An 11,777-nucleotide genomic window follows, 5' to 3' on the forward strand; every position below is an offset into this window, starting at 1 on the left:
GTACCGAGGCCAGGTCGAGCAGCGGGTGCCGGGCCCTGGTCTCGTGCCGGACGAACACCACCGACAGCGCGGCGCCGCAGGCCAGCGAGATCCACATCCAGAGCGGCCGGCCGAGGTCGCGGCCGAAGATCAGCGGGACGGTGATCGCGGCCATGGCCGCGGTCAGGATCGCCACGCCGCCCGGGTCGAGGCGCGCCCGCGCGGTCACGGGCGAGGGCGGCAGCAGGCGCGGCCCCACGGCCAGCGCGATCACGCCGATCGGGATGTTGATCAGGAACACCGGCCGCCAGGACAGGCCCAGGAGGTCCGCGCTGACGACCAGCCCGCCGACCACCTGCCCCAGCGCGACGCCCAGGGCGAGCACCATGCTGTACAGGCCGATCGCCCGGCGGCGGGCGTCGCCCTGCCAGTGCGTCTGGATGAGCGCGAAGATCTGCGGCGTGAGCAGCGCCGCCCCGGCGGCCTGCGCGACGCGCGCGAGCACCAGCACGCCCACGTCGGGGGCCAGCCCGCACAGCAGCGAGGCGGCGGTGAACCAGCCCAGGCCGAGCAGGAACGCGCGCCGCTGCCCGACGAGGTCGCCGATGCGCGCGCAGGTGACCAGGAGCACGCCGACGGTCAGCAGGTAGCCCGACACGACGAGCTGGATCGCCGTGCCGCCGGCGTGGAGGTCCTGGCGGATGGTCTGCGCGGCGACCGACACGATCGAGCCGTCCATGGAGGCCATGACCTGGCCGGTGAGCAGCACGGCGAGCATCGGGCCACGGCGCACGCCGGTCACCAGGGTAGAAACGGGTGAAATCACCCGCCCAGCATCGGCCGTCCGCCCCTGCCCGGTCTTGAAGAAACTTGCGGGCCCGCCGGGGTCATCGGGGCGCGTCGAATCCGGCCGCCAGACCGAAGGCCGCGAAGATCTCGGCCCCCTGGAACACCGAGTTCCGGCTGATGCCCTCGGCGGTGACGGTGAAGAGCTGCAGCGTGTGGGGCTCGTACCGGTCGCCGGCGCGCCGGAAGGCGCCGAACCCCGGCTGGCCGTTGGCCGTGACCGCCGCCAGCCGCCAGTCGGTGCCGGCCGCCTCGAAGACCCAGTCCATGAACAGGCCGTAGTTGCCGCGCCCGGCGAACCAGTTGAGCATCGGCGGCATCTCCATGACGACGTCCTCGGTGAGCAGCCGTTTGAGCTCCTCGACGTCGGCGTGCTCGAAGGCCCGCATGTAGCGGTCGACCCAGGCGCGCTGCTCGGCCAGCGGCGGCTCGCCGAGCGGTTCGCGCCGGACGCCGGCCTCCTTCACCCGGGCGCGCGCCCGCTGCAGGGAGCTGTTCACCGACACGACGGTGGTGCCGAGGATCTCCGCCGACTCCGACGCGGAGAAGCTCAGCACGTCCCGCAGGATCAGCGCGCCGCGCTGGCGCGCCGACAGGTGTTGGAGGGCGGCGGCGAACGCCAGGCGCAGGCCGCTGCGCTCGACCACGGCGCCGGCCGGGTCGCCCCCGTCCAGCATCGAGTCCGGCAGGGGCTGGAGCCAGGCCAGGTTCTCCCCCTGGACGAGCGGCGCCAGCGGGTCGGACGCGGCCACCAGCCCCGACGGCAGCGGCCGGCGGCCCCGGACCTCCAGGGCCGTCAGGCAGGCGTTGGTCGCGATCCGGTAGAGCCAGGTGCGCAGGGAGCTGCGGGTGCCGTCGTACTGCTCCCGCGCCCGCCACGCTCGCAGGTACGTCTCCTGGACCAGGTCCTCGGCGTCGTGGGGTGAGCCGAGCATCCGGTAGCAGTACGCCAGCAGCTCCTTGCGGAACGGCTCGATCCGGCGATCGAAGCCCTCTTGTCCCGGCGTCACCGCGTCCACGCCCTTGTCCTGCCTTCCGCCTGCCTTACGGGTACGTCAGCCTGCCACGACGGCCGGGCTGTTGTGGTAGGCCGCGAGCAGCCAGGCGCCGTCCCGCTTCTCCAGCACCCAGGTCGCGTACACCATACGCTCGGCGGGGACCTCGGTCTCGCCGGGGAATAGGACGCCGGTCTCGCTCACCGCGATCGCGGCGCTCTCGCCCAGGAAACGGATGCTCTCCAGCCGGTCGGCGGTCGTGCTGCCCTTGAGGTAGGACGCGAAGCCCTCGGCCATCTTCCCGCGCACCTCCTCCCTCGACCGGCGCACGCTGCCGGGCATGATCGCGGTGGCGTCCTCGGTGTAGTCGGTGACGAAGGCGTCGGCGTCGCCGTCGGCCCATGCCTGGTAGAGGCGCTCAAGGACGCTCTTGATGGCGGCCACGTCGTGCTCTCGGGTCTCGGTCATGGCTGTCTCTCCTCATCGCTGGTGACAGGTTCACGGATACGTACCGGCGGGGCCGCCGGAACTCATCGCGCCGGGGCGGAGAACTTTTCGGGCGGTTGCGGTTCGGGTTACGAACTATTATGGTTCGTAATACGAACAAGCTGTGGTCTCGACGGGAGATGTGCACCATGAGCCGTACTGTGGCGATCATCGGTGGTGGTTACGGCGGCGCGGCGGCCGCCAAGGCGCTGGACGAGCACGCGGACGTCGTGCTCGTCGAGCCCAAGGACGCCTTCGTCCAGAACGCCGCGTCCATGCGGGCCCTCGCCCGGCCGGAATGGGCCGGGAAGATGTTCTTCCCCTACGACCGGTTGATGCAGCATGGCCGGATCGTCCGGGAGCGGGCGGTCTCGGTGGATTCGCGGGGTGTGCTGCTGGCGTCCGGGGAACGGGTGGAGGCCGACTACCTCGTGCTGGCCACCGGGTCGGGGTACCCCTTCCCGTTCAAGTTCGAGGACGACCTGGCCGGGCAGGCGCGGGAGTGCATCCACGCCGTCCACGGGGAGCTGGCGCGGGCCGGGCGGGTGCTGATCGCCGGGGCCGGGCCGGTCGGGCTGGAGCTGGCCGGGGAGATCAAGGCGGTGTGGCCGGACAAGCGGGTCACGATCGTCGATCACGGCACGGAGCTGCTGCCGGCGTTCGAGCCGCAGGTGCGCGCCGACCTGCGCAGGCAGCTCGCCGAGCTGGGGGTGGAGCTGCTGCTCGGCACCACGCTGGACGGCGAGCCGCCCGGCGGGCCGGGGCGGGCCGAGCCGTTCACCGTCGGGTCCACGGCGGGGGAGCTGTCGGCCGACATCTGGTTCCGCGCGTACGGCGTGCGCGTCCGGACCGGCTACCTCGACGGCGACCTCGGCGACGCGCGCACGCCCCGCGGCCACGTACGGGTGACCGAACGGCTCAACGTCGAGGGCCACGAGCACGTCTACGCGATCGGCGACATCACCGACCTGGCCGAGGCCAAGATGGCCGGGAACGCGATGCAGCACGCCGAGGTCGTGGCCGCGAACATCATCGCCCAGCTGCGCGGCGAGCGGCCCTCGTCGGTGTACCGGCCCTCGCCGCTGCCGTTCGTGCTGCTGCCGCTGGGGGCCGAAGGGGGCGTCGGCCAGCTGCCCTCGCCCGAGGGGCCGATCGTGCTGCCGGCCGAGTCGGTGGCCGACTACAAGGGCCGGGACCTGTTCACCGGACGGTTCGCCGAGCTGTTCGGGGTCGCCGGCGAGCCGGCGCCGGCCGGGGTGTGACCGCGGGCGGCGGTCAGGGGGTGTCGGCGCGCTCGATGAAGACCGTCGGGGCGTTGTTGTCCCGCACCAGGCGGGAGAGCAGGTCGGCGAGCGTGGCGCGCTCGGCCTCGTCGAGCCCCGACGGAAGCTCGTCGATGCGCCGGCACGCCTCGGTGTAGAACTCGTCGGCGAGCTTGGCGCCCTCCTCGGTCAGCGTGACCTGGACGGCGCGCCGGTCGGCGGGGTTGGGCTCGCGGCGCACCATGCCGCGCTGCGCGGTGCGGTCGACCAGCTCGGTGAGGCTCGACTTGGCCAGGCGCAACATCGCGCCCAGCTCGCTCATCCCGTACGGCTGGGCCATCAGCACGCACAGGAGCTGGCCCTGCTGGGAGGTCAGCCCGTACGCGCGGGCGGACTCGGCGTAGACGGCATTGACCAGGAAGGTCGAGCGCACCAGGGCGGAGACGACTCCCAGCTGCTCCTCGGGCTTGGCCATGAGATCAGGTTACCATCAGTTCGGCTCCCGAACTATTTGCGTGGGATCCGCACGGCTGCTCGGGTTCGGCGATGCCCTGGTGGCCTGAGGTCACGGGATTAGAACCGGACGCAAACCACCAAAAGGACATTTCTTCTGGCCGGGTGGGTAGCAGGCCCGCCATGCGACTGACGTACACCTCCGACGTCTGGTGGAAGAACGCCGTCGTGTACTGCCTGGACGTGGAGACGTTCAAGGACGGTAACGGCGACGGTGTGGGCGACTTCCGCGGCTTGACCCAGCAGATCGACTACCTCGCGGGTCTCGGCGTGACCTGCCTCTGGTTGATGCCGTTCTTCCCCACCCCCAACCGGGACGACGGTTACGACATCACCGACTTCTACAGCATCGACCCCCGGCTGGGGACCCTGGGCGACTTCGTGGAGTTCATGCGGACCGCCAACGACCGGGGCCTGCGGGTGATCGCGGACCTGGTCGTCAACCACACCTCGGACCAGCACCCCTGGTTCAAGGAGTCGCGCAGGAGCAAGGACTCGCCGATGCGCGACTGGTACGTCTGGTCCGACACCCCCGAGCCCGACGACCCGAAACAGGTGGTCTTCCCCGACAAGGAGGACTCCATCTGGCAGTACGACGAGGGCAGCGGCCAGTACTACCTGCACAGCTTCTACCGTCACCAGCCGGACCTGAACGTCGGCAACCCCGAGGTCAGGGACGAGATCACCCGCATCCTCGGCTTCTGGATGGAGCTCGGCCTGTCGGGCTTCCGGGTGGACGCGGTGCCGTTCCTCATCGAGAACGTCAACCCCAAGCTGGCCAACCCGCACGAGTTCCTGGCCGACCTGCGGGCCTTCATGACCAGGCGCAAGGGCGGCTCGATCCTGCTGGGCGAGGTCAACCTGCCCTACAAGGAGTTACTGCGGTACTTCGGTGAAGGGCTCGGTGACCAGATCACCATGTGCTTCGACTTCATCGGCATGCAGAACAGCTGGCTCTCCTTCGCCCGTAACAACGCCCGCCCCCTGATGGACGCCCTGCAGGAACGCCCCCGGGCTCCCAAGGACTGTCAATGGGCGATGTTCCTCCGCAACCACGACGAACTGACCCTCGACAAGCTCACCGAAGAGGAACGCCAGGAGATCTTCGAGGCGTTCGGCCCCCGTAAGGACATGCAGATCTTCGGCCGCGGGCTGCGGCGGCGGCTGCCCACGATGTTCGGCGGCGACCTGCGGCGCATCAAGATGGCCTACAGCCTGCTGTTCTCCCTTCCCGGCACCCCCGTGATCTTCTACGGCGAGGAGATCGGCATGGGGGAGAACCTGGACGAAGAGGGGCGGATGGCCGTCCGCATCCCCATGCAGTGGTCCGAGGACGGCGGTTTCAGCCAGAAGGAGGAGACGGTCCGCGAGATCCCCGAGGGCTCGTTCGCGCCCGACCGGGTCAACGTGGCCGACCAGAAACGCGACACCGACTCGCTGCTGCGCTGGTTCCAGCTCCTCATCGAGCGGTACCGCGAATGCCCTGAGCTGGCGTGGGGCCAGTACGCGGTGCTGGACACCGGCGACGACGCGATCTTCTCGCACCGCTGCGACGCCGACGGCGCGACGGTCGTGGTCGCCCACAACCTGTGCGACACGGCCAGGGACGTCGAGCTGCGGCTGGACGGCCTGGAGAACTGCGACCTCACGGACCTGCTGGTGGACGGCACGATCAAGGTGTCTGCCGACGGCACGGCCAAGCTCGCGCTGGGACCGCACGGCTGCCGCTGGCTGCGCGCCTCGCCCCCCGAGCTGCCCCCGGAGGACGCGGGCGTCATGTCGCAATGATCCGGACGGCCATGCATTCCAGGCATTCGTAGCCGGGCGGCCGTGCGGCGTTCGCGCGGCCGTCAGTGCGGGGGCGGCGGGTAGGCCGCCATCGCGAGTTCGGCGACCCCCAGCAGGACGGCGTAGGAGGCGCCGTCGCGGGACTGCGTGGACATGCCCTGGATCACCGACGCGAAGAAGGTGGCCAGGGCTTCCGTGTCGGTGCCGGGGGCCAGCCGGCCGGCCGCCACGTCGTCGTCCACGCGTTTCCTGATCGCCGCCTTCGCCGCCTCCCTGAACCCGCGCAGCAACTCCGCCACGTCGGCGGACTCCGGCCCGCAGTTGACCGCGGCGCTGATGATCAGGCAGCCGGGCGGGTGGTCCGCGTTCGTGTACTCGGCGGCCGACTCGCGCAGCACGCGTTCGACGGCCTGGCGGCCGGTGGGCTCCTCGGCGAGCGCCCTGGTGGTGAACGCGCCGTGGGTGAGCTGGTAGCGGCGCACCGCCTCCTCGAACAGCCGCCGTTTGTCGCCGAAGGCCGCGTACAGGCTGGGGGGCCTGATGCCCATGGCGGCGGTCAGCGCCGCGATCGAGGTCGCCTCGTAGCCGTGCTCCCAGAACGCGCGCAGCGCGCTCTCCAGTGCCGCGTCCCTGTCGAATGCCCGCTGCCTCGCCATGCGCTCATTCTATAGCGATCGCTATGTTATGGTTTCTGTATCGATCGCTAAAGAAAGGATTCGAGCGATGAGGACTGCCCTGGTGACGGGCGCCGGCAGGGGCATCGGCCGGGCCATCGCGCTGCGCCTGGCCAAGGACGGGTTCCGCGTGATCGTGAACTACGCCAGGGACGCCGCCGCGGCCGAGGAGGTCGTCGGGCTGATCGGGGCGAACGCCGTGGCCGTGCGGGCCGACCTGGGCGTGCCCGAGGAGGTCGAGCGGCTCGCCCGCCGGGTGGCCGAGGAGACCGACGTGCTCGACGTGCTGGTCAACAACGCCGGCATCGGCCTGTCCAAGCCGCTCGCGCAGGAGACGGAGGAGGGCTACGACCGGCTGTTCGCGGTCAACGTCAAGGGCCTGTTCTTCCTCACCCGGCAGGTGCTGCCGCTGATCCCCGACGGCGGCCGCATCGTGAACATCTCCTCCGGCGCGGCCCGCATCGCCTATCCCGAGGGCATCGCGTACGCGATGACCAAGGGCGCGGTCCAGGTGTTCACGCTGGCCCTGGCCAAGGAGCTGGGGCCGCGCGGCATCACGGTCAACAACGTCGCGCCCGGCATCATCGACACCGACGTCAACGCGGGCTGGCTGAGCGACCCCGGGGCCCGCGCGTACGCGGCGAGCAGGCACGCGCTCAACCGCATCGGCGAGCCCGGCGAGATCGCGGACGTGGTCGCCTTCGCCGCCTCGCCCGCGGCGAGCTTCATCACCGGCACCACCCTCGACGCCACCGGCGGCGGAAACCTCTAGGAGACCCCCATGCCCACAGTCGTCCACGACGGCGGACACGTGCACTTCAACCGGGCGGGCGGCGGCCCCGGCCTGGTCATGGTGCACGGCACCGGCGGCGACGCCGTCAGCAACTACGGCCACCTCGTCCAGAACTTCACCGACATCCGCACGGTGATCACCCCCGACTACGCCGGCAGCGGCGAGACCGCCGACCCCGGCGGCGACCTCACGCTCGACCTGCTGATCGAGCAGGTCGCGGCGACCTTCCCCGAGGGCGGCCCGTCCGACCTGGTCGGCTTCTCGCTGGGCGCGGTGGTGGCGGCGGGGGTCGCCGCCCGGCATCCCGAGCTGGTCAGGCGGCTGGTGCTCATCGCGGGCTGGACGCACGCCGGCGACCCACGGCTCCGGCTCGGCCTGCGCACCTGGGCCCGGCTGGCGGCCACCGACCCCGAGAGCTTCGCGGCGTACGCCCCGCTGGTCGGCTTCAGCCCGGCCTTCGTGAGCGGCCAGGGCGAGGACGGCCTGAAGGCCATGATGGCCGGCGACCCGCCCCCCGGCACGGTACGCCAGATCGAGCTGGACCTCAGGACCGACATCAGGGACCTGCTCCCGAGCATCACCGCGCCCACGCTGGTGATCGGCTGCACGCAGGACCACCTCGTCCCGGTCGGGCACGCCCGCGCCCTGCACGCCGCGCTGCCCGGCAGCCGTTACGCCGAGCTGGACAGCGGGCATGTGGTGCTACACGAACGTCCCGAAGAGGTGACAGCCTTGATCCGCGATTTCGTAACCAACGAGTAATTTGTCCTGGTTACCCTCCAGGCACATGCAGACCAAGAAGCTCGCCGCCACAGGGGCCGCCGCGCTGACCGCGCTGGCCCTGGTGGCGCTCCCCGCCCACGCGAGCGGGGACAAGAGCGTCACCGTCACCGTGATGGGGACGTCGGACATCCACAGCAACGCCCTCAACTGGGACTACTTCAAGGACGCCGCCTACGCCGACAAGCAGGGCAACACCATCGGCCTGGCCCAGGTGTCGTCGCTGGTCAACAAGGTCAGGGCCGAGCGCGGGGCGGACCACACGCTGCTGTTCGACTCGGGTGACACGATCCAGGGCACGCCCCTGGCCTACTACTACGCCAAGGTCGAGCCGATCACCGAGACCGGGCAGACCCACCCGATGGCCAAGGCCATGAACGCCATCGGCTACGACGCCGTCACCCTCGGGAACCACGAGTTCAACTATGGTCTGCCGCTGCTGGCCACCTGGATCAGGCAGATGCGGGCGCCGGTGCTGGGCGCCAACGCCGTGCACGCCGGGAGCGGGCTGCCGGCGTACCGGCCGTTCGTGATCAAGACCATGAAGGTCAAGGGCGACAAGGCGATCAAGGTCGGCGTGCTCGGCCTGACCAACCCCGGCGTGGCCATCTGGGACAAGGCGAACGTCGAGGGCAAGCTGCGCTTCACCGACCTGGTCGAGTCGGCCAGGAAGTGGGTGCCGGTCATCCGCGGCCTCGGCGCGGACGTGGTCGTGGTGACCGCGCACGCGGGCGACAGCGGCATGTCCTCCTACGGCACCGACCTGCCCGTGGAGAACGCCTCGGCGATGGTCGCCGAGCAGGTGCCGGGCATCGACGCGGTGCTGTTCGGGCACGCGCACAACGAGGTCGCCCAGCGCTTCGTGACCAACAGGACCACCGGGCAGCAGGTGCTGCTCACCGAGCCGGGCAAGTGGGGCCAGCGCCTGTCGCGGCTCGACTTCACCCTCACCAAGCAACGCGGGAAGTGGGTCGTGACTGGCAAGAGCTCGGCCACGCTCAACACCAACACGGTGACGGAGGACCCGAAGATCGTCTCGCTGCTCAAGCCGCAGCACGACACCACGGTGGGCTACGTCAACAAGGTCGTCGCCAAGTCGGCCGAGGAGCTGTCGGCGGCCGAGTCGCCGTACAAGGACACGCCGATCCTCGACTACATCCAGCAGGTGCAGACCGAGACGGTGAAGGCCGCCCTGCCGGGCAACACGCTGCCGGTGTTGTCGATCGCCGCGCCGTTCAGCCGCACCGCCGTCTTCCCCGCCGGTGACGTGCGGGTCAGGGACGTGGCCGGGCTCTACGTCTACGACAACACGCTGCTGGCGATCAAGCTGACGGGCGCCCAGATCAAGGACTACCTGGAGTACTCGGCCCGGTACTTCAACCAGCTCAACCCGGGCGACCCGGTGGACGTCACCAAGCTGACCAACGCCGGCAACACCCCGGACTACAACTACGACCAGCTCTCGGGCGTCTCCTACGACATCGACGTGGCCAAGCCCGCCGGGCAGCGCATCGCCAACCTCACCTTCGAGGGCGCGCCGATCCCGGCCGGCAAGGAGTTCGTGGTCGCGATCAACAACTACCGCCAGTCGGGCGGCGGCGGCTTCCCGCACGTCACCACCGCTCCCGTGCTGTACAACGCGCAGGTGGAGATCCGCCAGGCGCTGATCGAGTACGCCACCGCCAAGGGCACGATCAACCCCGCCGACTTCGCCTCCGCCAACTGGCGGCTGACCCGCGACGGCGCTCCGCTGTTCTGACCCGACGCCAGGCGGGTGCTCCACCAGGGTCACCCGCCTGGTCACAGGTACGAGGGCCCGCTGACCCGGTGCCGGAACGTCCACCACACCCACCCCTGCGAGGCCACCAGCAGCGGGATCAGGACGAGGATCACCGGCGTCAGCAGCGCCCCCGACGACCCCGCCACGAGCGGCAGCCGCAGCCCGGCCAGCACCCCGACCACCAGCAGCGCACCGGCCGTCAGCGCGTACGTGCGGCCCTCGCCCGCCTCGCCGGACAACACCCCGGCCCGCTCCCGCAACGATCCGCGCAGCCGCAGCGCCGCGAACGCCAGCCCGTGCACCGCGAACAGCGCCGCCACCACCAGCGCGGCCAGCAGCACGAGCGGCCCCTGGATGCCGAGCAGCACCTCGGCGAGCAGCAGCCCCCAGCTCAGCGCCAGCCCCCAGCTCCCGGCCGCGATCCCGCCGTCCCAGAACGCCTGCCAGCGCGCGCCGGGCACCCGCCCGCGCAGCCACAGGCCCATGTCCCTGACCACCCACGAGACGAGCAGCGCGACGATCACCGCGTAGTTGCCGCTCAGGAGATGGCCCTCCAGGTCGGGGAAGAGCCCCGCGAGCACTCCGGCCGAGGCCACCAGCCACACCTCGTTGCCGAGGAAGAACGGCGCGATGGCGGCGATCACCTCGCGCCGCTCGCCCGCCGACCGCCCGAGGTACGGCAGCGCCATGCCGACCCCGATGTCGGCCCCGCCCAGCACGAGGTAGCCGAGGGCGAAGAAGGCCAGGACGAAGATCTCCATGATCGGCTCCTTCAGAACGCGGGGACGGGAACGGGGGTCTCGACCGGAAGGGCGCCGAGCGCGACCGCGCCGGGCCCGCGCCTGGCCGCCCGGGCCAGCAGCCAGTAGTTGACCGCGATCAGCACCGTGAACACCGACACGAACGCCGTCAGCGACAGCCGCATCTCGCCCGCCGTCACCGGCGACATGGCCTCGGACGTGCGCAGCAGCCCGTAGACCACCCACGGCTGACGCCCCACCTCGCGGAAGGTCCACCCGGCGAGCATGGTGACGAACGGCACGGGGATCATCAGCGTCAGCAGCCAGTGCCAGGCCCGGAAGCCGCGCACGACCGGCCGGAAGAACATCAGCAGCAGGCTCAGCCCCGCCACGACGGTCATCACCACCCAGAGGATCATCATCGTGATGCCGGCCCCCTGCACCAAGCCGGTCGGCGGCAGGTAGTCGCCCGGCCCGAACCTGGCCGTCATGTCCGCCTGCACGGCGGCCAGCCGCTCGGCCTGGCCCGTCCAGGCCGCCGCCTTGGACGGCTGGAGGGTCTGGAACCCGAGCCCGCCGAACGTCACCGTGAAGAACGAGGCCGGCAGCGCGACGCCGACGCCGATCCGCAGCGACTTCCTGAACAGGTCGTGCTCGGCCGTGCGTCTGCGCAGGTGGTAGGCGCTCACCCCGGCCATGAAGAACCCGCCGACGATCATCGCGCCGCCGATGACGTGCCCGAACGCGATCTGCGCGGCCGGGTTGGCGATCATCGCCCCGAAGTCGGTCAGCCGCAGCCTGCCGCCCTCGACGGCGTAGCCGACCGGGTTCTGCAGGAAGCCGTTGGAGATCATGATCCAGAACGCCGACGCGTAGGCGGTGAGCGTGACGACCCAGATCAGCGCCAGGTGCGCCCAGCGGTTCAGCCGGTTCCAGCCGAAGATCCACAGGCCCAGGAACGTGGCCTCGACGAAGAAGGCCACCAGCGTCTCGATCGCCAGCGAGGCGCCGAAGACGTTGCCCGCGTAGTCGGTCAGCCCGCTCCACGACAGCCCGAGCTGGAACTCCATGACCAGCCCGGTGACGATGCCCATGGCGTAGTTGATGATGTAGAGCTGCCCCCAGAACCTCGTCATCCGCA

At 70.6% G+C, this 11,777-nt stretch carries 12 protein-coding genes; 5 read left to right on the plus strand and 7 right to left on the minus strand.

The window, feature by feature from the left end; genetic code table 11:
- The 3 genes from ACWCSD_RS35940 to ACWCSD_RS35950 form a co-directional block, all read right to left on the minus strand.
- The coding region (locus ACWCSD_RS35940) for an MFS transporter (protein ID WP_449921659.1) at positions 1 to 772 on the minus strand (772 nt) is incomplete at its 3' end.
- 94 nt (positions 773 to 866) lie between these two features.
- On the minus strand, positions 867 to 1,844 hold the full coding sequence (locus tag ACWCSD_RS35945) for a sigma-70 family RNA polymerase sigma factor (RefSeq protein WP_449921662.1): 978 nt from the start codon (positions 1,842 to 1,844) through the stop codon (positions 867 to 869).
- Between the two features lie 36 nt (positions 1,845 to 1,880).
- Positions 1,881 to 2,288, minus strand: coding sequence for an SgcJ/EcaC family oxidoreductase (locus tag ACWCSD_RS35950; RefSeq protein WP_387681219.1), 408 nt, complete (start codon positions 2,286 to 2,288; stop codon positions 1,881 to 1,883).
- A 167-nt stretch (positions 2,289 to 2,455) separates the two neighbouring features.
- Here ACWCSD_RS35950 and ACWCSD_RS35955 point away from each other — a divergent pair, with 167 nt between their 5' ends.
- Positions 2,456 to 3,568, plus strand: coding sequence for an NAD(P)/FAD-dependent oxidoreductase (locus ACWCSD_RS35955; protein WP_449921666.1), 1,113 nt, complete (start codon positions 2,456 to 2,458; stop codon positions 3,566 to 3,568).
- A 13-nt stretch (positions 3,569 to 3,581) separates the two neighbouring features.
- Here ACWCSD_RS35955 and ACWCSD_RS35960 read toward each other — a convergent pair whose 3' ends face one another.
- Positions 3,582 to 4,043: a MarR family winged helix-turn-helix transcriptional regulator gene (locus tag ACWCSD_RS35960; protein ID WP_358000015.1), complete on the minus strand. Its 462-nt coding sequence runs from the start codon at positions 4,041 to 4,043 to the stop codon at positions 3,582 to 3,584.
- Positions 4,044 to 4,204: 161 nt separating this feature from the next.
- On the opposite strand from ACWCSD_RS35960, the gene ACWCSD_RS35965 reads away from it, so the two are divergent.
- Positions 4,205 to 5,869, plus strand: a complete 1,665-nt coding sequence (locus ACWCSD_RS35965) for an alpha-amylase family protein (RefSeq protein ID WP_449921669.1) — start codon at positions 4,205 to 4,207, stop codon at positions 5,867 to 5,869.
- A 62-nt stretch (positions 5,870 to 5,931) separates the two neighbouring features.
- Here the strand turns inward: ACWCSD_RS35965 and ACWCSD_RS35970 are convergent, their stop codons facing one another.
- The gene (locus ACWCSD_RS35970) at positions 5,932 to 6,525 is read right to left on the minus strand and encodes a TetR/AcrR family transcriptional regulator (RefSeq protein ID WP_449921671.1); all 594 of its coding nucleotides are present in this window, start codon (positions 6,523 to 6,525) and stop codon (positions 5,932 to 5,934) included.
- Positions 6,526 to 6,592: 67 nt separating this feature from the next.
- Here ACWCSD_RS35970 and ACWCSD_RS35975 point away from each other — a divergent pair, with 67 nt between their 5' ends.
- Genes ACWCSD_RS35975 through ACWCSD_RS35985 form a run of 3 tightly spaced genes read left to right on the plus strand, consistent with a single transcriptional unit; the run spans position 6,593 to position 9,875 of the window.
- Positions 6,593 to 7,315, plus strand: a complete 723-nt coding sequence (locus tag ACWCSD_RS35975; protein ID WP_397161634.1) for an SDR family NAD(P)-dependent oxidoreductase — start codon at positions 6,593 to 6,595, stop codon at positions 7,313 to 7,315.
- Positions 7,316 to 7,324: 9 nt separating this feature from the next.
- On the plus strand, positions 7,325 to 8,098 hold the full coding sequence (locus ACWCSD_RS35980) for an alpha/beta fold hydrolase (protein WP_397161633.1): 774 nt from the start codon (positions 7,325 to 7,327) through the stop codon (positions 8,096 to 8,098).
- A gap of 25 nt (positions 8,099 to 8,123) precedes the next feature.
- Positions 8,124 to 9,875 (plus strand): bifunctional metallophosphatase/5'-nucleotidase, encoded by a 1,752-nt coding sequence (locus tag ACWCSD_RS35985; protein ID WP_449921676.1) that lies wholly within the window; start codon positions 8,124 to 8,126, stop codon positions 9,873 to 9,875.
- 41 nt (positions 9,876 to 9,916) lie between these two features.
- Here ACWCSD_RS35985 and ACWCSD_RS35990 read toward each other — a convergent pair whose 3' ends face one another.
- Positions 9,917 to 10,657 carry a cytochrome d ubiquinol oxidase subunit II gene (locus ACWCSD_RS35990; protein ID WP_397161631.1) on the minus strand — a complete coding sequence of 247 codons (741 nt, stop codon included), beginning with the start codon at positions 10,655 to 10,657 and terminating at the stop codon, positions 9,917 to 9,919.
- An 11-nt stretch (positions 10,658 to 10,668) separates the two neighbouring features.
- Positions 10,669 to 11,777, minus strand: a 1,109-nt coding sequence (locus ACWCSD_RS35995) for a cytochrome ubiquinol oxidase subunit I (RefSeq protein ID WP_449921679.1), incomplete at its 5' end; no start/stop codon positions are given.

The sequence above is a fragment of the Nonomuraea sp. NPDC001684 genome (genome assembly GCF_053596515.1).